The 21,235-nt window shown below is 54.0% G+C and carries 17 protein-coding genes; 12 read left to right on the top strand and 5 right to left on the bottom strand.

The features are described from left to right. Window positions 1-11 precede the first annotated feature (11 nt). The 6 genes from tar to cheZ are packed head-to-tail and all read left to right on the top strand — an operon-like array spanning window position 12 to window position 6,313. A complete protein-coding gene (gene tar / locus AOY24_RS05840; RefSeq protein ID WP_044264796.1) occupies window positions 12-1,673 on the top strand; it encodes a methyl-accepting chemotaxis protein II in 1,662 nt (553 codons plus the stop codon). Between the two features lie 44 nt (window positions 1,674-1,717). After that, a complete protein-coding gene (gene tap / locus AOY24_RS05835; protein WP_054176301.1) occupies window positions 1,718-3,319 on the top strand; it encodes a methyl-accepting chemotaxis protein IV in 1,602 nt (533 codons plus the stop codon). A 19-nt stretch (window positions 3,320-3,338) separates the two neighbouring features. Next, window positions 3,339-4,205 (top strand): protein-glutamate O-methyltransferase CheR, encoded by an 867-nt coding sequence (gene cheR / locus AOY24_RS05830; protein ID WP_043000336.1) that lies wholly within the window; start codon window positions 3,339-3,341, stop codon window positions 4,203-4,205. Next, window positions 4,202-5,251, top strand: a complete 1,050-nt coding sequence (locus tag AOY24_RS05825; RefSeq protein WP_043000337.1) for a chemotaxis response regulator protein-glutamate methylesterase — start codon at window positions 4,202-4,204, stop codon at window positions 5,249-5,251. Before cheR ends, AOY24_RS05825 begins: the two co-directional genes overlap by 4 nt. Before the next feature lie 17 nt (window positions 5,252-5,268). Continuing rightward, window positions 5,269-5,658: a chemotaxis response regulator CheY gene (gene cheY, locus AOY24_RS05820; protein WP_043000338.1), complete on the top strand. Its 390-nt coding sequence runs from the start codon at window positions 5,269-5,271 to the stop codon at window positions 5,656-5,658. Between the two features lie 10 nt (window positions 5,659-5,668). Beyond that, window positions 5,669-6,313 (top strand): protein phosphatase CheZ, encoded by a 645-nt coding sequence (gene cheZ, locus AOY24_RS05815; protein WP_043000339.1) that lies wholly within the window; start codon window positions 5,669-5,671, stop codon window positions 6,311-6,313. A gap of 198 nt (window positions 6,314-6,511) precedes the next feature. Here the strand turns inward: cheZ and AOY24_RS05810 are convergent, their stop codons facing one another. From AOY24_RS05810 to AOY24_RS05795, 4 genes are all read right to left on the bottom strand, one after another. Further along, window positions 6,512-7,660 carry a fimbrial protein gene (locus AOY24_RS05810; protein ID WP_054176300.1) on the bottom strand — a complete coding sequence of 383 codons (1,149 nt, stop codon included), beginning with the start codon at window positions 7,658-7,660 and terminating at the stop codon, window positions 6,512-6,514. Further along, entirely contained in the window at window positions 7,661-10,120 is a 2,460-nt protein-coding gene (locus tag AOY24_RS05805) for a fimbria/pilus outer membrane usher protein (RefSeq protein ID WP_233630696.1), read from the bottom strand. An 80-nt stretch (window positions 10,121-10,200) separates the two neighbouring features. Next, complete coding sequence (locus tag AOY24_RS05800) at window positions 10,201-10,896, bottom strand: molecular chaperone (protein WP_054176298.1); 696 nt, start codon at window positions 10,894-10,896, stop codon at window positions 10,201-10,203. Between the two features lie 72 nt (window positions 10,897-10,968). Further along, window positions 10,969-11,523 carry a fimbrial protein gene (locus AOY24_RS05795; RefSeq protein WP_044264788.1) on the bottom strand — a complete coding sequence of 185 codons (555 nt, stop codon included), beginning with the start codon at window positions 11,521-11,523 and terminating at the stop codon, window positions 10,969-10,971. A 515-nt stretch (window positions 11,524-12,038) separates the two neighbouring features. Here AOY24_RS05795 and flhB point away from each other — a divergent pair. The 5 genes from flhB (at window position 12,039) to AOY24_RS05770 (ending at window position 18,646) form a co-directional block, all read left to right on the top strand. Continuing rightward, window positions 12,039-13,193 (top strand): flagellar biosynthesis protein FlhB, encoded by a 1,155-nt coding sequence (gene flhB / locus AOY24_RS05790; protein WP_043000344.1) that lies wholly within the window; start codon window positions 12,039-12,041, stop codon window positions 13,191-13,193. Further along, complete coding sequence (flhA, locus tag AOY24_RS05785) at window positions 13,186-15,264, top strand: flagellar biosynthesis protein FlhA (RefSeq protein WP_043000345.1); 2,079 nt, start codon at window positions 13,186-13,188, stop codon at window positions 15,262-15,264. The genes flhB and flhA overlap by 8 nt, the downstream gene beginning before the upstream one ends. After that, window positions 15,264-15,656 (top strand): flagellar protein FlhE, encoded by a 393-nt coding sequence (flhe, locus tag AOY24_RS05780; protein WP_043000346.1) that lies wholly within the window; start codon window positions 15,264-15,266, stop codon window positions 15,654-15,656. The genes flhA and flhe overlap by 1 nt, the downstream gene beginning before the upstream one ends. A gap of 262 nt (window positions 15,657-15,918) precedes the next feature. Further along, a complete protein-coding gene (locus AOY24_RS05775; protein ID WP_043000347.1) occupies window positions 15,919-17,502 on the top strand; it encodes an MFS transporter in 1,584 nt (527 codons plus the stop codon). A 4-nt stretch (window positions 17,503-17,506) separates the two neighbouring features. Next, window positions 17,507-18,646: a glycoside hydrolase family 105 protein gene (locus tag AOY24_RS05770; RefSeq protein WP_054176297.1), complete on the top strand. Its 1,140-nt coding sequence runs from the start codon at window positions 17,507-17,509 to the stop codon at window positions 18,644-18,646. A 47-nt stretch (window positions 18,647-18,693) separates the two neighbouring features. On the opposite strand, the gene argS is transcribed toward AOY24_RS05770, so the two are convergent. Then, on the bottom strand, window positions 18,694-20,427 hold the full coding sequence (gene argS, locus AOY24_RS05765) for an arginine--tRNA ligase (RefSeq protein ID WP_044257623.1): 1,734 nt from the start codon (window positions 20,425-20,427) through the stop codon (window positions 18,694-18,696). A 238-nt stretch (window positions 20,428-20,665) separates the two neighbouring features. On the opposite strand from argS, the gene AOY24_RS05760 reads away from it, so the two are divergent. Next, window positions 20,666-21,235 carry a VOC family protein gene (locus AOY24_RS05760; protein ID WP_044257624.1) on the top strand — a complete coding sequence of 190 codons (570 nt, stop codon included), beginning with the start codon at window positions 20,666-20,668 and terminating at the stop codon, window positions 21,233-21,235.

Below are 21,235 nucleotides of genomic sequence, written 5' to 3'. Positions count from 1 at the left end.
GAAGGTGCCTTATGTTTAACCGTATCCGCGTTGTCACAATGCTGATGATGGTGCTGGGGGTTTTCGCACTGCTACAGCTTGTCTCTGGTGGTTTGCTGTTTTCGTCTTTACAGCAGAATCAAAAAAGTTTTGTTATTTCCAACGATCTACGCCAACAGCAGAGTGAACTGACCTCGACATGGGATCTGATGCTGCAAACACGTATCAACCTCAGCCGTTCCTCTGCACGCATGATGATGGACGCCAACAATCAGCAGAGTAGCGCAAAAAACGATCTGCTGAAGAGCGCGAAAAATTCCCTCGCTCAGGCGGCAGAGCACTACGCCAGATTTAAAGCTATCGATCCGCTGCCAGAGATGGTGGAGGTCAGCAACAATGTGGACGAAAAATACCAGAACTATTTTGCCGGTTTAACCGAACTGGTGCAGTTCCTGGAAAGCGGCAACATGGATGCCTTTTTCGCGCAACCGACGCAGGGAATGCAAAACGGACTCGGCGACGCGAAGAGCAAGTACGCCAGCGTCAGCGAAAAACTCTATCGCCAGGCGTTTGATGAAAGCGCGCGCGACTACCAGTTTGCGCAGTGGCAACTCGCCATTCTGGCGGTGGTGCTGGTGCTGATCCTGGTGGTGGTGTGGTACGGCATTCGTCACACCCTGCTCAACCCGCTTGCCAGCGTCATCGCCCATATTCGTGAAATCGCCGGCGGTAACCTGACCAACACGCTGACCGTTGCCGGACGGAATGAAATTGGCGAACTGGCTGGTAGCGTCGATCACATGCAGCGCTCGCTGGTAGACACCGTCACCCAGGTGCGCGAAGGCTCCGATGCCATTTACGCCGGTACCACGGAAATCGCCACCGGTAACACCGATCTTTCATCGCGGACCGAACAACAGGCGTCGGCGCTGGAAGAGACGGCGGCCAGCATGGAAGAGTTAACCGCGACGGTGAAACAGAACGCCGACAATGCCCGACAAGCGTCGCAACTGGCGCAGAGCGCCTCGGAAACCGCGCAGCACGGCGGCAAAGTGGTGGATAACGTCGTTAAAACGATGCATGAAATTGCCGGTAGCTCGAAGAAAATTGCCGACATTATCAGCGTTATCGACGGTATTGCCTTCCAGACCAATATCCTGGCACTGAACGCCGCGGTGGAAGCCGCGCGAGCAGGTGAGCAGGGGCGTGGCTTTGCGGTGGTCGCCGGTGAGGTACGTAATCTGGCCAGTCGCAGTGCGCAGGCGGCAAAAGAGATCAAAGCGCTGATTGAAGATTCCGTTTCGCGCGTGGATACCGGCTCCGTGCTGGTCGAAAGCGCGGGCGAGACCATGAACGATATCGTCAATGCGGTGACCCGCGTGACCGACATTATGGGCGAAATTGCCTCGGCTTCTGATGAACAAAGCCGTGGCATCGATCAGGTGGCGCTGGCGGTTTCTGAAATGGACCGCGTGACGCAGCAAAACGCCTCGCTGGTCCAGGAATCCGCAGCCGCCGCGGCCGCGCTGGAAGAACAGGCCAGCCGACTGACGATGGCGGTCTCCGCATTTCGTCTTGCCGCGCGTCCTTATGCGGTAAAAACCAAAGAAGAACGGACTTCTGCAGACGCGCCCCGCAGCGCGCAGAAGCCCTCGTTAAGCATGGAGCACGATACTAACTGGGAAACATTTTGACCGAAATTTAACACTGCGGCCGTTGCCGCCTGATGGGAGCGTTGATGTTTAATCGTATTCGAATCTCGACCACGCTGTTTTTGATTTTGATCCTCTGCGGTGTATTGCAGATTGGCAGTAATGGCTTGTCTTTCTGGGCATTTCGGGACGGTTTTCAGAGCCTGAATCAGGTCGAGCAGAGTAATCAGCAACGCGCGGCGCTGGCACAAACGCGCGCCGTTTTATTACAGGCGAGTACCGCCCTCAACAAGGCCGGGACATTAACGGCGCTGAGCTATCCGCCCGATGACATCAAAAGCCTGATGGTTATCGCGCGCGAAAGCCTGGCGCAGTCCGCCACGCTGTTCAATGGCTTCAAGGCTATCGAGGCGAATACGGAATCGGGCAAAGCGCTGCAGGACGCAACGGAGAAAAGCTTCACCCAGTGGCACAGCGATCTGGAGCATCAGGCCACCTGGCTTGAAAACAACCAGTTGTCAGACTTTCTGACCGCGCCAGTGCAGGCGTCACAGGATGCCTTTGATGTGAACTTTAACGCCTGGCAGCAGAACATTAACCATGTGCTGGTGGTGGCTGGGCAACAGAGCAAAAACAACTATCACATGTCGGCAGCGATCTTTATCAGCATGGTCATTATTGCCGCGCTGTTAACCACCGGAGCGCTGTACTGGTCGCGCAAAATGATCGTCCAGCCGCTGGCGATTATCGGCAGTCATTTTGACAGCATTGCCGAGGGCAACCTGGCGCGGCAGATTGCGGTTTACGGGCGTAATGAGATTTCGGCGATCTTTGCCAGCCTGAAGGCGATGCAACAGGCGCTGCGGGAAACCGTCAGCGACGTGCGTCAGGGCAGTCTGGCGATGCACACCGGGATTTCTGAAATCGCGATGGGTAATAACGATCTCTCCTCACGCACCGAGCAGCAGGCGGCGTCATTGGCGCAGACGGCGGCCAGCATGGAGCAGTTAACGGCTACCGTCGGTCAAAACGCCGACAATGCGCGCCAGGCTTCCGGGCTGGCAAAAAGCGCCGCCGAAACGGCGAAAACCGGCGGCGAACAGACCACCAAAGTCGCCAGTACGATGCAGGCGATTGCCGCCAGTTCGCAAAAGATTGGCGACATTATCGGGGTGATCGACGGTATCGCCTTCCAGACCAATATTCTGGCGCTCAACGCGGCGGTCGAAGCGGCGCGTGCTGGTGAGCAGGGGCGTGGATTTGCTGTGGTTGCCGGAGAAGTACGAAACCTGGCGAGCCGCAGCGCCCAGGCAGCAAAAGAGATTAAAGGGTTAATTGAAGAGTCGGTGAACCGCGTCCACCAGGGATCGCAACTCGTCGATACGGCTGCCCGCACCATGACGGAAATCGTCAGCTCGGTCACCCGGGTCAACGACATCATGGGCGAGATTGCCTCGGCGTCAGACGAACAACGCAGAGGAATAGAGCAGGTGGCACAGGCCGTCACCCAGATGGATCAGGTGACACAACAGAACGCCGCGCTGGTGGAAGAAGCCGCCGCCGCGACCGGGCAACTCGCGCATCAGGCCGACACGCTGTCAGCTCGTGTAGCAGTATTCAAACTTGAAGAGCATGTGGTAACACACCAAGAATCGGCACCGCCGCAGGCTGTGCCCGTTGTATCCTGAATGTGATTGAGAAGGCGCTATGACATCATCTCTGCCCAACGGGCAAACGTCATTATTGTTACAGATGACCCAGCGCCTTGCGCTGTCCGACGCGCACTTTCGTCGGATATGTCAATTAATCTACCAGCGTGCGGGGATCGTGCTGGCGGACCACAAGCGGGACATGGTTTACAACCGCCTGGTCCGTCGTCTGCGTACGCTGGGAATGGATGATTTTGGTCACTATCTCAGCGTGCTGGAAGCGAATCAAAGCAGCGCAGAGTGGCAGGCTTTTATCAACTCGTTGACCACTAACCTGACCGCTTTTTTCCGCGAAGGGCACCATTTCCCGGTACTGGCGGAAAGCGCGCGTCGTCACAGCGGCGAATACCGGGTCTGGAGCGCCGCGGCATCGACCGGTGAAGAGCCGTACAGTATCGCCATTACGTTGGCCGATACGCTGGGCATGGCGCCAGGGCGCTGGAAGGTGTTCGCCAGCGATATTGATACCGAAGTGCTGGAAAAGGCCCGTAGCGGGATCTATCGCCTGGACGAACTGAAGACCCTGTCGCCGCAGCAGCTCCAGCGTTATTTCATGCGCGGAACCGGTCCTCATGATGGGCTGGTGCGTGTACGTCAGGAACTGGCAAGCCACGTCGAGTTTTCCGTGATTAACCTGCTCGATAAGCAGTACAACGTGCCGGGACCGTTCGACGCCATTTTCTGCCGCAATGTGATGATCTATTTCGATAAAACGACGCAGCAGGACATTCTGCGCCGTTTTGTCCCTCTTCTTAAGCCTGATGGTCTGCTGTTTGCCGGGCATTCAGAGAACTTTAGTAACCTCGTGCGCGACTTTAGCCTGCGCGGGCAAACGGTTTATGCGCTAAGTAAGGGTAAAGCATGAGTAAAATCAGGGTGTTGTCGGTCGATGATTCTGCATTGATGCGTCAAATCATGACCGAAATTATTAACAGCTATAGCGACATGGAGATGGTGGCAACCGCACCCGATCCGCTCGTCGCCCGGGATTTGATCAAGAAATATAACCCTGACGTGCTGACGCTGGACGTCGAAATGCCGCGGATGGACGGCCTCGATTTTCTTGAAAAGCTGATGCGACTGCGTCCGATGCCGGTGGTGATGGTGTCGTCGCTGACGGGGAAAGGCTCGGAAGTGACGCTGCGGGCGCTGGAACTGGGGGCGATCGATTTTGTCACCAAGCCGCAGTTGGGGATCCGCGAAGGGATGCTGGCCTACAGCGAGATGATTGCGGAGAAAGTGCGCACGGCGTCACGCGCACGTCTGACAGCCCATAAACCGCTTGCGGCGCCGGTCACCTTAAAGGCGGGGCCGCTGCTCAGTTCGGAAAAACTGATTGCGATTGGCGCCTCGACGGGCGGCACCGAGGCGATTCGCCATGTGCTGCAACCGCTGCCGCTCTCCAGTCCGGCGGTCATTATTACGCAGCATATGCCGCCCGGTTTTACCCGCTCGTTTGCTGAACGTCTGAACAAGCTGTGTCAGATAACCGTGAAAGAGGCGGAGGACGGCGAGCGTGTTCTGCCAGGTCATGCCTACATTGCGCCGGGCGATAAACACATGGAACTGGCACGCAGCGGGGCAAACTATCAAATCAAAATTCATGACGGTCCGCCGGTTAACCGGCACCGGCCGTCGGTGGATGTGCTGTTTCATTCGGTAGCGATTCATGCGGGGCGCAATGCCGTCGGGGTGATCCTGACGGGAATGGGCAACGACGGTGCCGCCGGAATGTTAGCGATGCACCAGGCGGGCGCCTGGACGATTGCGCAAAATGAAGCAAGTTGTGTGGTGTTCGGCATGCCGCGCGAAGCCATCAATATGGGTGGCGTCAGCGAAGTGGTCGATCTTAGTCAGGTTAGCCAGCAGATGCTGGCGAAAATCAGTGCCGGACAGGCAATACGTATTTGAATCAGGAGTAATTTTTTATGGCGGATAAAGAGCTTAAGTTTTTGGTTGTGGATGACTTTTCCACCATGCGTCGCATCGTGCGTAACCTGCTTAAGGAGTTGGGATTTAACAACGTGGAAGAAGCCGAAGATGGCGCGGATGCGTTGAATAAACTGCAGGCAGGTGGGTTTGGTTTTGTCATTTCCGACTGGAACATGCCGAACATCGACGGTCTCGAGTTGCTGAAAACCATTCGCGCGGACAGCGGAATGTCCTCACTGCCGGTGCTGATGGTCACGGCAGAGGCGAAGAAAGAGAACATCATTGCCGCGGCGCAGGCCGGGGCCAGCGGCTACGTAGTGAAACCGTTCACCGCGGCGACGCTGGAAGAAAAACTCAATAAAATCTTTGAGAAACTGGGCATGTAAGGGGCTGACCATGATGCAACCACAGATTAAACCCGTAGATGAACATTCTGCCGGGGATATCATTGCCCGCATTGGTAGCCTGACCCGTATGCTGCGTGACAGTCTGCGCGAACTGGGACTGGACCAGGCGATTGCCGAAGCGGCAGAAGCCATTCCTGATGCCCGTGACCGTCTGGACTATGTAGTACAGATGACCGCGCAGGCGGCTGAGCGCGCCCTGAACAGCGTTGAGGCATCTCAGCCGCATCAGGACGAGATGGAGAAAGGGGCGAAGGCGCTGAGCAAGCGTTGGGACGAGTGGTTTGAAAACCCGATTGAGCTCTCTGACGCCCGCGAGCTGGTGACAGACACTCGAAAATACCTCGGCGATGTGCCCGGGCATACCAGTTTCACCAACGCACAGTTGCTTGACATCATGATGGCGCAGGACTTCCAGGATCTGACCGGTCAGGTGATTAAACGCATGATGGATGTGATTCAGGAGATTGAACGTCAGCTGCTGATGGTACTACTGGAAAATATTCCAGAGCAGAGTTCTCGACCCAAACGCGAAAGTGAAAGCCTGCTGAATGGTCCGCAGGTCGATGCGACCAAAGCGGGCGTTGTCGCCAGCCAGGACCAGGTGGACGACCTGCTGGATAGTTTAGGCTTTTGAGAACAATGGCCCTCAAGGGCCATTGAGAGTGATGACAAATCTCCTGTTGATACTGGGCGAGCAGATATCGCCCAGTAAAAAATAAGGAAAATCAATTCATTGATTTTCATCTGCTTACTACAAAGAAGGAGAAAACACGCTTTTTCCTTCTTTGTCAGCAGTCTGAATGGCCCGTCGGGGCCATTGTTCACTTTGCAGTTAACGGATATCCATTTTTACCGTGACGTTGCCTTCAAAATGGCCAGCATCGGGTTTATTACTGGTTGTGGCAACCGGTGCGGCGGTCATCTGGATATGACCATCGCCGTTGCCATCTAACACAATGGGGAAGTCCGCACTACCATCCAGCGGTATGCCATTATCATTGCTGTCATACATTCTTACGCCAATGTCGTCTCGTCCTATCATTTTAGCAATGAGTCCTGTGCCTGTATCGTTAACGCCCTGATCGGCGGATAGGGTCAGCTTTATTTTGTCGCTATTACTAACAGCGGTACTGTCGCAGTGGAATTTGATATCTACATCACGCAGCGTGAATCCTGAAGGAACGGCTCCAGGTGCAGTAAAATTAGAACTGGCCAGGGTTTCAAAATCGACATTGATCGTACTCCCTGCGTTTATCGTACAACTGAGCGGTGCGTTAATAGCGCCAGAGATGTACATTTCCGACGCGACACTGGCTTTGCTGAAGTTACACGACCCCGAGCCGTAAAAGATGCATACGCTGGTGGACATCAGTAGCTGATTCGGAATGGTTTCTATGCCGAATATCGGGTTAACGATATACAACGAGAGACTTATCTTGTTCCAGTTGAATAAACGCTTAGGATTGCCGGCTACAGGACTGTTTGCGCAAAGTGACTGCGTCGCTTCGCTATTATCGCCTTCGAACAGACTGGTTGTGGGCGACTGATTGGGATAGGTTTCGAGGAGATAAGCGGTACCTCCTCCCGAGACGGTATCGGAGAAGGCTGATATCTGGATATCTAAGTTGTTAGTGAGCTTGCCATATTTAGCCGTTCGGCCGGTAGGTAGTGGCGTGGTACGGTAACTGTAGATCTTCTCGGTGGTTGTACCTGTCACCCCAGGGCACGAACTGCACTGCGCTGCATGCGGATCCGAGGGAAATACAAAGCTTATTGTTGGCTGGATTCTATTCCCGGCGTAGTTATCCTCCGCGCTCAGGTCGTAATTGAGCGGGACATCGACTCTGCCCTTGGTGGGGAAGCAACCACTCAGATAGGTGGTTGCACCGAATGCCTGCAATACGGGAAGTAGCCCGCTCAACAAAATCAGTACGTGCAGACGATGTGGGGTGAAAAGCCAGGCCCATCGAAATTGCTTCATTTATCCTCCTTGCTTGCAAGCCGCCGTCATGCGCTTGATGTCGGCGGCATCCGTATTCTGGGGAATCTCTTCACTGGTTGTAATCGTTGCGATACACCTTTGCCGCTCCTGATTTCCCCATTTTGCCTTGAGCGTGACGGTACCGCTGAGTCCGGCGAGATAGACCACGCCCTGATCATCGGCAATGCCATTGAGCAGACCATCTTCTGAGGTCACCATCGTACCAAAGGGCAGCGGTTGTCCTGATGATTGCACCAGCGTAACCAGCGCGCGATAACCCCGACGAGCACTGAAATGCGCCACGACGGCGGCGTTTCGCGAAGGGACCACTGTTGATGAGGTATTACTGCTGTCGACATCATCTGGCAGCGTAGTGGTATCAATGTTGATGTGATTTTCTTGATAAGCCGAAATGGAAGGAATGATGGCATTGCCAAACATATCAGTATGGATCCCACGTTGATTCTGAAAACTGACTCCGGCTGCGCCGTCGGCATCGACTATCGCGAACTGGCTACCGAGGGGTTGCGATAGCGTAATGCCACGAGGATGCGCGACCAGTGCGCCATTCGCACCGTAGCTGAGCTGGCGCGAGCCATCTGACGCCGTGTAATAACCGGCATTGAGCCTGCCGTATTGGGCATACCAGGTGCTATATACGCTGCTGCTGTCCTGAGGATTCTGATTACTGTGGCTTTGCTGAAGCGAATAGCTCAGGCGGTTATCGGCCAGTAGCGAACCGTTCAGCCCTACGTTTTGCGTGGTTGCACCGTGCTGATTATTGTTAAGGCTGTAGGTTGCCCAGCTATCAGGTAGCCAGTGGCTTAGGGGAATCGTTAACCCTAAATAAAGCGAACGATCGTCCTCGCTATTGCTGGTCGTGTTCCAGGTGAGAGAGACGTTGTAGCTGATGCCCATCAGGCTGTAACTTGCACCTGCAGAAAGGGAGCTATCACGACGGCTATTATTCCAATAATTTTGCTGATAGCCGTTGATATAAATATTTCCGGCGCCCACGGGTTGGCTGATATTGAGTTGCAGCCGATTACGTTTATGATCCCGCGTTTCATCTGATGAATCTTTCGTCTGGTGTTGATTGGCTTCCGCAAAACTGTAATAACCTTCACTTGAGTATCGGTAGCCTGAAAGGGAAAAGTGCGTATTGGTTGGGTTGAAATCCCCTGTGTACAGGACTCGCCATGACTGCCCGCTGCTGATGTTACCTGAATCCAGAACGCTTCGTGCAGCTGTGACATCCGCGGAGATCGCCCCCCAGTTGCCGAGGCTAACGCCCATTCCCGCGTTGACAGCGTTATAGTCTTGTGCGGTAGTTAAACCGCCGATCGCCGTGAATGTATTATTGATTCCATAAATGACACTGCCCTGAGCAAATTCGGGTTCTTTGTCGTTGCTGCCATTGTCTGCCCGATAGCGGCCTGCAGTGGCTTCAAAACGCAGGCGAGAAGGGCGCTGCATTAGCGCAATGCTGGAAAAAGGCTGGATGGTGGTACGCACCGAGCCATCCGCTTCCTGTACGCTAAGTTCCAGATCGCCACTGTTGGTGGAGGCTGCCAGATCGTTGATTTCGAAAGCTCCAGGGGCGACGTTTTGTTGATAAATGGTGTAGCCATTTTGTTTGACGGTCACCACGGCATTGGAATAGGCCGTTCCGCGGAGCGTCGGTGCATAGCCTCTTTCGCTGTTTGGCAGCATCTCGTCATCAGAGGCGATGTTAATACCATTGAACTGCAGGCTATCGAAGACTTCTCCACGCGTGCTGCTCTGACCGGCGACAAACTGCGCTTTTAACGTTTGCACATCGTGTTGTATCCACGTGGCAATATTCTGCCAGCCCTGATTATCAGCGGCATTTGACCAGGTGCCATAGTTGCGCAGACGCCATTCCCCCAGATTCGCGCCGCTGCGAAGATTCAAATATTGATTACTGTGCTGTCCCTGAGTGTGTGCGAGATTATCCTGACCGCTAAACGCGTAATCAGCAAACAGCACCGGAACGCCCGCATCCCAGCGTGAGGGATCGACAGCGTTCGCATTCACTTTCTGAACCGCAATCTGGGGGATGCTGAGATGCAGATTCTGTAATTTAAAATCAAAAACAGCACTTGCAGCAGGAATATAAGTTCCCAGATCGTGTTTCAGGGGCTTATCGGCAGGCTCGGATGCCAGTATGGGGTAGTCGTCCACCTTGATTCCCCATTCGCGCAGCATTTTCGGGGTAAGCAGGGGAACCAGGCTTCCGTCTTCGGCGTTGACATAAGCCAGCGTTTTTTCCCGGATTTTTCTGTCGTTGAGCAGAATGTGTGAAGGATAGCTACCTGCGAGCTGAGCCTTCGGGTTGTCGAAAATCGCCAGGTTGGTCGTCTGTGGTGTGTTTTCGCCACCTTCAAGGGAGTTGGGTTGAAAATAAAAATCGCGGGCATAGAGAACAGAACTACTCAAGAACAATAAACCACTCAGCCCGTGCAATAAGGGGGCAAAAGCGCGGCTGGAGGAATGGCTTAGTGGCTGAGCGCGGTTATTCATGGTTTCAACGACGTGGTAAATTTTTCGGTCGTTCCGCCATAGTCGTTGATGCAGCGCCATGAAACACTCTGCGCTGCCGTTTTGGCATCGAATGTCAGTGAGACACTGCTTTTAGGGGCAACCATATCTGCTGTCCTTAGCTGTGTGTTTCCTACAAGTACAGAATCAAAAACGCTGTAAAACGCACTGCTATTCTCGATTCGTAGTTGATTGCCTGATTGGCTATACCGAAGGTTTTGACACGCCTCTTCTGGCGTCCCGCTCAGACCCGAAGGGCGGTAGAACAACTTAATTTGCGTCCTGTAGATAAGGTGGAGAGCGTTAGACTGTTCATCCTTACGGTCACGGGCAGGAATCATTCTGACAATCAGATAGTAAAGTGATTCTCTGTCTGTTGTGGTAATCATTTCACTGCGCATGACTCGCAGGCTTTGTCCGGACTTCGGGTCTAAACGAAACAGTGGTGGTGTGATAATAAAAGGTGCCCGTGTTTTATTATCTGCATTCATAACCCATGACTGAACAAGCCAGGGCAATTCTTTTTCCGTATTGATAAGTGGGAGGGCTGCCTCTTTTTTATTGGCGTCATATACCACGCGTGTACGGCCCAGTTGAATGCCTTCTGCACTACTTCCCAGGGAAAAGAGGGAACTGGATGTCGTTAATAGAATAAGTAACAACGGTGCCTTCATTTTATTTTCTCAACGCATAGCGAAGATAACCTGCCACGGGGCAGGCTATCATCTGATAATTAAAGAGGCGACTTAGCGATACAAAATATTGACTGTCATATCTGCATACGCATTTCCGGGTGTGATGGGCGTCGCATCATAGGATTCATAGCGGGCGACGAAATTTTGGGATATATCGGCTGATGTTGCTTGCAGTGGAATATACACCTGGCCATCCGCGCCGGTCAGGTTGAGGTTTGTTGTTGGTGCTGCTTCAGTGCTAACAGAGATGCCGACGCCAGTGGCACCGCCGGCCGTAAGTGCCAGAAGGTCATCGTGTCCGACGATGGTGATGCCTTTAAATGTTAACTGAATACGATCTAATCCTGTGGTTGCCACTGGGCAGCCAGCCAACGTAATGGTAAATGCGGCATCGTCGGATTTACCACCGTTACCGGTAAAAAAGCTGGGCGCGAAAGAACCAAGATATACGGTACTGTCTTTTCCGCTATCGCCCGTTATAGTACAACTTGGATCAACAATTTCACCGGTGAAGTGGATAGTACCTGCATTGTTCTCATCTGCCCTACTCCCCATAGAGGCGAGTGATAATAGCGAAGCTGCTATTAATAGTGGTGTTAAACGCATCGCAATCTCCATATGTTAACGTTCATATCCCGTCACTTTGTTATTAAGCAACACAGTGGGCTTGTTTGTTGACTCTGCCATCGTTTAATGGTTTTAGGTTACTTAAAATAATCCTTTTGATTGCGCGATGAAATGTGTTTTTTATATTTATAATGTCTATATATAAAGTGGGTTAAGTAAGATGGGGTTATAAAATAAAAACACTGAATTTAATGTGTTGATGTATTTTTTATTTGTAGAAATGAATGTGTTAACCTGTGTTTTTTATTTGTTTTGTATTGTTAGTGTCATGTGTCTTTTTGAGTTTTTATTTTTCTCTTTGAGGGTTTGTCAATCATTATGTTGTCCTCAGCGTCAAAAGATAGATTCCAGATTAAGACTAAATAAATTCTGAAAATACTCTGCTGAGAGGGGTAACAGTCAAAAAAGCGGGGAATCACCCCTTTGTTCTCCGCATTGCTTCGCGCGGGGAAGGGCACAATGAGCCCTATTGTAAATCATCACAGATGCGGGCCGTGGCAGACGAAAACGACAACGACGACAAAACAGAAGCCCCCACACCCCACCGACTTGAGAAAGCGCGGGAAGAGGGGCAGATCCCCCGTTCCAGAGAACTGACCTCACTGCTGATTTTGCTGGTGGGCGTCTGCATTATCTGGATTGGCGGTGAGTCGTTGGCCAGACGGTTATCGGGCATGTTGTCGGCAGGACTGCGTTTTGACCACAGCATGGTCAATGATCCTAATCTGATCCTCGGGCAAATTATTCTGCTGATTAAAGAAGCGATGATCGCGCTGCTGCCGCTGATTACCGGCGTGGTGCTGGTGGCGCTGATCTCGCCGGTTCTGCTTGGCGGTCTGGTCTTCAGCGGTAAATCACTGCAACCCAAATTTTCCAAGCTCAATCCGCTGCCAGGCATCAAACGCATGTTTTCCGCGCAGACCGGGGCGGAATTGTTGAAAGCCATTCTGAAATCCACACTGGTGGGCAGCGTGACGGCGATGTATCTGTGGCATAACTGGCCGGAGATGATGCGCCTGATGGCGGAGTCACCGCGCGCGGCGATGGGCAATGCGCTGGATCTCGTTGGGCTGTGCGCGCTGCTGGTGGTGCTGGGGGTGATCCCGATGGTCGGATTCGACGTGATTTTCCAGATCATGAGCCATTTGAAAAAATTACGCATGTCACGCCAGGATATCCGTGACGAATTTAAACAGAATGAAGGCGACCCTCATGTGAAGGGGCGTATCCGGCAGATGCAGCGCCAGGCGGCGAGTCGACGCATGATGAGTGATGTCCCTAATGCCGATGTCATCGTCACCAACCCGACTCACTATTCGGTGGCGCTGCAATACGACGAAAATAAGATGAGCGCGCCGAAAGTCGTGGCGAAAGGGGCCGGACTTGTGGCCCTGCGCATTCGCGAGATCGGTGCCGAGAACAAAATTCCCACCCTTGAAGCGCCGCCGCTGGCGCGTGCGCTTTATCGCCATGCTGAGATTGGTCAGCAGATCCCCGGACAACTGTACGCCGCCGTCGCGGAAGTGCTGGCCTGGGTGTGGCAGCTTAAACGCTGGCGGCTCGCCGGTGGGGAACGTCCACCACAACCTGCAAATCTTCCAGTGCCTGAAGCCCTGGATTTTATGAACGAGAAGACTACCGATGGCTAATCTGGTTGCGATGCTGCGCCTGCCCAACAACATGAAAACCACGCAGTGGCAGATCCTTGCCGGGCCAATCCTCATTCTGCTGATCCTGTCGATGATGGTCCTGCCGTTGCCGGCGTTCATCCTTGACCTGCTGTTTACCTTTAACATCGCACTGTCGATTATGGTGCTGCTGGTGGCGATGTTCACCCAGCGCACGTTGGAGTTTGCCGCGTTTCCGACCATTCTGCTGTTCACTACGCTGCTGCGTCTGGCGCTGAACGTGGCTTCCACTCGTATTATTTTGATGGAAGGGCACACTGGCGCGGCGGCGGCGGGCAAGGTCGTTGAAGCGTTCGGCCACTTCCTGGTCGGCGGTAACTTTGCTATCGGCATCGTGGTGTTTGTTATTCTCGTCATCATCAACTTTATGGTTATCACCAAAGGTGCCGGGCGTATCGCTGAAGTGGGTGCGCGCTTCGTTCTTGACGGGATGCCGGGTAAACAGATGGCGATTGACGCCGACCTTAATGCCGGCCTTATCGGTGAAGATGAGGCGAAAAAGCGTCGTTCTGAAGTGACTCAGGAAGCCGACTTCTATGGCTCAATGGACGGTGCGAGTAAGTTCGTTCGTGGCGACGCCATCGCCGGTATTCTGATTATGGTGATTAACGTTGTGGGCGGTCTGCTGGTGGGGGTGCTGCAACATGGGATGAGCATGGGGCATGCTGCGGAAAGCTATACCCTGTTGACCATCGGTGATGGTCTGGTGGCGCAGATCCCCGCGCTGGTGATTTCAACCGCGGCGGGCGTCATCGTCACCCGCGTCAGTACCGATCAGGACGTCGGCGAGCAGATGGTCGGGCAACTGTTCAGTAATCCGAGCGTGATGTTGCTGAGCGCCGCGGTTCTGGGTCTGCTGGGCCTGGTGCCGGGCATGCCAAACCTGGTGTTCCTGATGTTTACCGCCGCGCTGCTGGGACTGGCCTGGTGGATCCGGGGACGTGAGCAGAAGGCGCCTGTCGAGCCACAACCGACTAAAGTTGCGGAAAACAACTCAGTGGTGGAAGCCACCTGGAACGATGTGCAACTGGAAGACTCACTCGGCATGGAAGTGGGCTATCGCCTGATCCCGATGGTCGATTTTCAGCAGGACGGTGAACTGCTGGGGCGTATCCGCAGTATCCGTAAAAAGTTTGCCCAGGACATGGGCTTTCTGCCGCCGGTGGTGCACATCCGCGACAACATGGATCTGCAACCTGCGCATTACCGCATCCTGATGAAAGGGGTGGAGATTGGCAGCGGCGACGCCTATCCGGGACGCTGGCTGGCGATAAACCCAGGCACGGCGGCTGGGACATTACCCGGCGAACAGACAGTGGATCCGGCCTTTGGTCTGGACGCTATCTGGATTGAAAGTGCCTTAAAAGAGCAGGCGCAGATTCAGGGCTTTACCGTGGTGGAGGCCAGTACCGTCGTCGCAACCCATCTGAACCATCTGATTGGTCAGTATGCGGCTGAACTGTTCGGTCGCCAGGAGGCGCAGCAACTGCTGGATCGCGTGTCGCAGGAGATGCCGAAGCTGACCGAAGATTTAGTGCCGGGTGTGGTGACCCTGACCACGCTGCATAAAGTGTTGCAGAATCTGCTGGATGAAAAAGTGCCGATTCGCGATATGCGCACCATTCTGGAAACGCTGGCGGAACATGCGCCATTGCAGAGCGATCCGCATGAACTCACGGCGGTGGTTCGCGTGGCGCTGGGGCGCGCGATCACCCAGCAGTGGTTCCCGGGTAATCATGAAGTTAACGTGATTGGTCTCGACACCGCGCTCGAACGTCTGCTATTGCAGGCACTCCAGGGCGGTGGGGGACTGGAGCCGGGCCTCGCCGATCGACTATTGGCGCAAACTCAGGAGGCGCTGTCCCGCCAGGAAATGCTGGGTGCGCCGCCGGTGCTGCTGGTTAACCATGCGTTGCGTCCTCTGCTGTCGCGCTTCCTGCGCCGCAGCCTGCCGCAACTGGTGGTGCTGTCGAACATGGAGCTGTCCGATAACCGTAACATCCGCATGACGGCAACCATTGGAGGTAAATAATGCGCAAACTGCTTTGGCTGTTACTTTTCCCGCTGGTGGTACAGGCTGCCGGGGAAGGGGCGTGGCAGGCCAGTAGTATCGGCATAACCCTGAATCATCGCGGCGTGGCGGCCTCGTCGTCGCCGCTTTCATCCAGCCAGCCCGTCTCCGGTCTGATGACGCTGGTCGCCTGGCGATATGAACTGAATGGCCCGACGCCTGCCGGTTTACGCGTGCGCTTATGTTCACAATCACGCTGTGTAGAGATAGAAGGGCAGAGCGGCACCACGCAGGCATTTAACAACGTGCCTGCCGTTGAACCCCTGCGTTTCATCTGGGAAGTCCCCGGCGGTGGTCGCTTAATTCCCGCATTAAAAGTTCAGAGCAATCAGGTGATTGTGAACTATCGTTAACGGTTATTCTCCTCATCAGGCAGTACGCTAAACTGCTGCCTGACTCTCATTTTTGACCTTGCCTTTTGATTGAAAAGAAACGCTGTTTTATAAATCGGTGACACGCGTTGCCGGTCTCTTTGCGTTTTTGCCATTTCACTCTCACCGGTGGCAAAAACGAAAAGGTATCCCACTTTGTAAGCTCTTACTGTAGCCGTGTAAGAACTCCTTTGGCGCAGCCAAACGGCCGGGAGTCCCCCAACCATTTGCAGGGTTAACGGCAATGAAAACACGTAAAATTGGATTGGTGAATTATTTCGCCTATGGTTCAGGCGATTTTCTGGGAGCAGGCACCACGGCGCTCACGGCAGCCTGGCTGCTCTATTTCTATACGACGTTCTGCGGGCTTTCTCCTATCGAAGCGACCTTCATCTTTGCGGCTGCAAGGGTGCTTGATGCTGTCGTCAGTCCGCTGATGGGCTTTTTGACCGATAACTTCGGTTCCACCTGGCTCGGTAAACGCTTTGGTCGGCGTAAATTCTTTATCTTGCTGGGGATCCCATGTGTATTCAGCTATTCACTGATGTGGGTAGGGGACATGGGATTCTGGTATTACCTGCTGACCTATCTGCTGTTTGATATCGTCTATACCATGATTCTGGTGCCTTACGAAACGCTGGTGCCGGAGATGACCGATGATTTCAAACAGAAAACCAAGTTTTCCGGCGCGCGTATCGGAATGGCGCAAATGTCCGCCATTCTGGCCTCTTTCCTGCCCGGCATTTTGTTAACCGCCTTCGGCAAGGACAACCCCATCTCCTTCTTTTATGCAAGCCTGGTGTTCTCAGTGCTGTGCGCACTGATGCTGACTTTTGTCTGGTTCTTTACCTGGGAACGCCCGCGTGAAGAGTGGACGGAAGCGGCGCTGCGGGCGGAAGAAGAGAAAAAGAGCCTGACGTTCAGCCAGAGCATGAACCGCCTGTTCGTAGAGTTGAGTTCCACACTGCGGATTAAGATTTTCCGTCAACATCTGGGGATGTATCTCGGCGGTTACATCGCGCAGGACGTGTTCAACGCCGTCTTTACCTACTATGTGGTGTTTGTCCTGATGCAGGAAGCGTCAATGGCGTCGAATTTGCTCGGTACGATGGCGATTTTCCAGTTCATTGCGGTTATTGCCATGATCCCGTTGTGCATCCGTTTTGGGCCCGCGCCGTCCTATCGAATGGTCGTGGTGTTGTTCGGTCTGAGCTCGCTCTCTTACGCGGTGCTTTACTACGCGGGATTGAGCGACATCTACTCTCTGTTGCTGCTGGTTTCTGCGGTGGCGGGGCTGGGCCGTGGCGGTATCAACTACGTTCCGTGGAACACTTACACTTACATTGCGGATGTCGATGAAGTCATTACCGGTCAGCGCCGCGAAGGGATCTTCGCCGGGATCATGACCCTGACGCGTAAAGCGTCGCAGGCAGGGGCGGTGATGCTGGTTGGGATTGTCATGCAAATGTCGGGCTTTGTTTCAGGGCAGAGCACGCAGCCTGAAGCGGTCAGCCATACCATTCTGTTGATTCTCAGTTGCGGTACGCTGCTGGTGCTGGCCTGCGGCTTCCTGGTCTCCCTGCGCTTTAAACTGAATTTGCAGACCCACAGCACGCTGCGTGAAGAGACGGTGAAAATGCGCGAATCCGGTCGCACAATGCCGGAAAGTATTACCCCACAGGCACGCGCCACCGTCGAGATGCTTGCCGGGCTGCCGTATGAATCACTTTGGGGTAACAACAATATTGGTTACCTGAATCGTAATAAACCCGCGGCTCCTTCACTGAAGCAGGCTGCGATATGGAATTCGACTTATCACAGAGGGTAAAGATATGAAGGTTTGGCCTGTCAAACATAGCTCGTTACTGCGTCAGCCGGAACGGTTTATCTCACGGGAAGCGCTGAAAGCGTTAATTCAGACGGTGACGACCAATCTGGTGAACATTAAGGACGAGACGGGTCAATTTCTGCTGCGCCTGGACGACGGACGTGTGATAGACACCAAAGGCTGGGCAGGATGGGAATGGACGCACGGCGTCGGGCTGTACGGGATGTATCAGTACTACCAGCAGACCGGCGACGAAACGATACGCGACATCATCGACAACTGGTTTGCTGACCGTTTTGCCGAAGGGACCACCACCAAAAACGTCAACACGATGGCACCATTTCTGACTCTGGCGTATCGCTACGAGGAGACGCGTAATCCCGCTTATCTGCCGTGGCTTGACGCATGGGCGGAATGGGCGATGTATGAGATGCCGCGCACCGATCACGGCGGTATGCAGCACATCACGCTGGCGGAAGAGAACCATCAGCAAATGTGGGATGACACCCTGATGATGACGGTGCTGCCACTGGCGAAAATCGGTAAGTTGCTTAAGCGTCCTGAATATGTGGAAGAGGCGACCTATCAGTTTTTGCTGCACGTACAGAATCTGATGGACCGGGAGACCGGCCTGTGGTTCCACGGCTGGAATTACGACGGGCATCATAACTTTGCCAGTGCCCGTTGGGCACGCGGCAATAGCTGGCTGACCATTGTGATCCCGGACTTCCTCGAACTGGTGGACCTGCCAGAAAATAACGCCGTGCGCCGCTATCTGGTACAGGTGCTAAATGCGCAGATTGCTGCGCTGGCGAACTGTCAGGATGAAAGCGGGTTGTGGCACACGCTGCTTGACGATCCGCACTCCTACCTGGAAGCCTCCGCTACCGCAGGATTTGCCTACGGAATTTTAAAAGCGGTGCGCAAGCGTTATGTCAGTGCGGACTATGCCGAGGTGGCGGAAAAAGCGATTCGTGGAATTGTGCGGAACATTTCACCGCAAGGGGAGTTGCTGCAAACGTCTTTCGGTACGGGCATGGGCCACGATCTCGACTTCTACCGGGCGATTCCGCTGACTTCCATGCCCTATGGCCAGGCGATGGCGATGCTGTGTCTGACGGAGTATTTGCGGAAGTATTTCTGATAGCCTGAAAAAACAAAACCCGGCATTTGCCGGGTTCTGTTTATCGCTTACATGCGTTCTACGGTTTCGATACCCAGAGTATCCAGACCGAGCTTCAACGTTTTCGCCGTCAGCAGCGCCAGTTTCAGGCGGCTGTTACGAACTTCTTCGTTTTCTGCACTCAGGATTGGGCAGTGTTCGTAGAAGCCTGAGAACAGACCGGCGACGTCATACAGGTAGGCACACATTACGTGCGGCGTCCCTTCACGCGCAACAACGGTCAGCGTTTCTTCAAACTGCAGCAGACGGGCAGCCAGTTGCGCTTCGCGATCTTCGCTGAGCTGTACCTTCGCGTTCGCCAGATCATTTTCATCCAGACCGGATTTACGGAATACCGACAGCACACGGGTGTAGGCATACTGCATGTAAGGCGCGGTATTGCCTTCGAAGGCCAGCATGTTATCCCAGTCGAATATGTAGTCGGTGGTGCGGTTTTTGGACAAATCGGCGTATTTCACCGCGCCAATCCCGACGGCGTTGGCCAGTTTTTCCAGTTCGTCTGCCGGCATGTCCGGGTTCTTCTCGCTCACCAGACGACGGGCGCGTTCCAGCGCTTCGTCCAGCAGGTCTGCCAGTTTCACCGTACCGCCTGCTCGCGTTTTGAATGGCTTACCGTCTTTGCCCAGCATCATGCCGAACATGTGATGTTCCAGCGGCACGGCGTCCGGCACGTAACCGGCTTTACGCACGATGGTCCACGCTTGCATCAGGTGCTGGTGCTGACGGGAGTCGATGTAATAGAGCACGCGATCGGCATGCAATGTTTCATAACGGTACTTGGCGCAGGCAATATCGGTGGTAGTGTACAAATAGCCGCCATCTTTCTTCTGAATGATGACCCCCATCGGTTCGCCTTCCTTGTTTTTATACTCATCAAGGAATACGACGGTGGCGCCTTCGCTTTCGACGGCCAGACCCTTGGCTTTCAGATCGGCCACGATCCCCGGCAGCATCGGGTTGTACAGGCTTTCGCCCATCACATCGTCGCGGGTCAGGGTTACATTCAAACGGTCATAGGTGATCTGATTCTGGGACATGGTGATGTCGACCAGTTTGCGCCACATCTGCAGGAAGTATTCGTCGCCACCCTGCAGTTTTACCACGTAGCTACGGGCGCGCTCGGCGAAGGCTTCATCTTCGTCGTAATGTTTTTTGGCTTCACGATAGAAACCTTCGAGATCCGCCAGCGCCATTTCACCGGCGTTTTCCTGCTGCTGTTTTTCCAGATACGCGATCAGCATGCCGAACTGAGTGCCCCAGTCGCCGACGTGGTTGGCGCGAATAACGTGGTGGCCGAGGAACTCAAGGGTACGCACGGCGGCGTCACCGATAATGGTGGAGCGCAGGTGGCCGACGTGCATCTCTTTCGCCACGTTTGGCGCGGAGTAATCGACAACCACCGTCTGCTTCGCCGGTTTAGTCACGCCGAGACGATCGGAGGTCAACGCCTGTTCCACATGTTCCGCCAGGAATGCCGGGTCGAGGAAGATATTGATAAAGCCAGGGCCCGCGATTTCAACTTTGCTGGCGATACCGTTCAGATCCAGATGAGTCAGCACCTGCTCAGCCAGTTGTCGTGGAGCCATACCCAGTTTTTTAGCAACTGCCATCATGCCATTGGCCTGATAGTCGCCGAACTGTACTTTTGCTGACTGACGAACCTGCGGTTCGCAATCTGCAGGCGCGCCTGCAGCAATCATGGCCTGACTGACTTTTTCTGAGAGAAGAGCCTGAATATTCACCGGAATACCTTACGTTGATGAAGCGGGTTGATGTTTACCGCACCAGTTTAAGAATTAAGGGCGGGAGTATACTGCAAATGCCCCCCTGCGTCAGCACTGCGCAGCCGTAAGCGCGTACAGAAAATAAGCGTTAAAGGAGTGCATAAGCATGCATACCGCAAATCCTGCAATCTACGGTTGGTTGCGAGAGGTCAACGGAGTAAATTAGCGGCTTTGAACACCGATAAGAGCTCTTATTATGGCGAACTGGCAGACCATTGACGAACTGCATGATATTTCCGCAGATTTACCGCGATTCACTCAGGCGTTCACAGAACTTTCCACTCGCCTCGGTCTGGATGTTGCACCGCTTGAGGCCGATCACATTTCTCTGCGTTGTCATCAGAACGCCACTGCTGAACGCTGGCGTCGAGGATTTGAACAATGCGGCGAGCTGCTGTCGGAAAATACCATCAACGGGCGACCAATTTGTCTGTTCAAACTGCATGAGCCGGTGTGCGTCGCGCACTGGCGCTTGAGCATTGTGGAACTGCCGTGGCCCGGGGAAAAGCGGTATCCTCATGAAGGATGGGAACACATTGAGATTGTCCTGCCTGGCGCTCCTGAAACCCTGAATGCCCGCGCATTAGCGCTGCTTTCGGATGACGGACTGAGCCAGCCGGGCATTTTTGTGAAAACCAGTTCACCGAAAGGGGAACACGAACGTCTGCCGAACCCGACGCTGGCGGTCACTGACGGGAAGGTCACCGTCAAATTCCACCCGTGGTCGATTGAGGCAATCGTCGCTAGCGAACAGCAACAGGAGTGA

This window comes from Citrobacter sp. CtB7.12 (genome assembly GCF_001297795.1).
In the GTDB taxonomy this organism is placed as follows: domain Bacteria; phylum Pseudomonadota; class Gammaproteobacteria; order Enterobacterales; family Enterobacteriaceae; genus Citrobacter_A; species Citrobacter_A amalonaticus.
Note: the sequence above shows the minus strand (reverse complement) of the source record. Positions and strands in the feature narration are given on the sequence as shown.

What these genes read in the sequence shown, in the direction of transcription:
- tar (WP_044264796.1), top strand. Translation starts at nt 12, where the DNA reads ATGTTTAACCGTATCCGCGTTGTCACAATGCTGATGATGGTGCTGGGG.
- tap (WP_054176301.1), top strand. Translation starts at nt 1,718, where the DNA reads ATGTTTAATCGTATTCGAATCTCGACCACGCTGTTTTTGATTTTGATC.
- cheR (WP_043000336.1), top strand. Translation starts at nt 3,339, where the DNA reads ATGACATCATCTCTGCCCAACGGGCAAACGTCATTATTGTTACAGATG.
- AOY24_RS05825 (WP_043000337.1), top strand. Translation starts at nt 4,202, where the DNA reads ATGAGTAAAATCAGGGTGTTGTCGGTCGATGATTCTGCATTGATGCGT.
- cheY (WP_043000338.1), top strand. Translation starts at nt 5,269, where the DNA reads ATGGCGGATAAAGAGCTTAAGTTTTTGGTTGTGGATGACTTTTCCACC.
- cheZ (WP_043000339.1), top strand. Translation starts at nt 5,669, where the DNA reads ATGATGCAACCACAGATTAAACCCGTAGATGAACATTCTGCCGGGGAT.
- AOY24_RS05810 (WP_054176300.1), bottom strand. Translation starts at nt 7,660, where the DNA reads ATGAAGCAATTTCGATGGGCCTGGCTTTTCACCCCACATCGTCTGCAC.
- AOY24_RS05800 (WP_054176298.1), bottom strand. Translation starts at nt 10,896, where the DNA reads ATGAAGGCACCGTTGTTACTTATTCTATTAACGACATCCAGTTCCCTC.
- AOY24_RS05795 (WP_044264788.1), bottom strand. Translation starts at nt 11,523, where the DNA reads ATGCGTTTAACACCACTATTAATAGCAGCTTCGCTATTATCACTCGCC.
- flhA (WP_043000345.1), top strand. Translation starts at nt 13,186, where the DNA reads ATGGCTAATCTGGTTGCGATGCTGCGCCTGCCCAACAACATGAAAACC.
- flhe (WP_043000346.1), top strand. Translation starts at nt 15,264, where the DNA reads ATGCGCAAACTGCTTTGGCTGTTACTTTTCCCGCTGGTGGTACAGGCT.
- AOY24_RS05775 (WP_043000347.1), top strand. Translation starts at nt 15,919, where the DNA reads ATGAAAACACGTAAAATTGGATTGGTGAATTATTTCGCCTATGGTTCA.
- AOY24_RS05770 (WP_054176297.1), top strand. Translation starts at nt 17,507, where the DNA reads ATGAAGGTTTGGCCTGTCAAACATAGCTCGTTACTGCGTCAGCCGGAA.
- AOY24_RS05760 (WP_044257624.1), top strand. Translation starts at nt 20,666, where the DNA reads ATGGCGAACTGGCAGACCATTGACGAACTGCATGATATTTCCGCAGAT.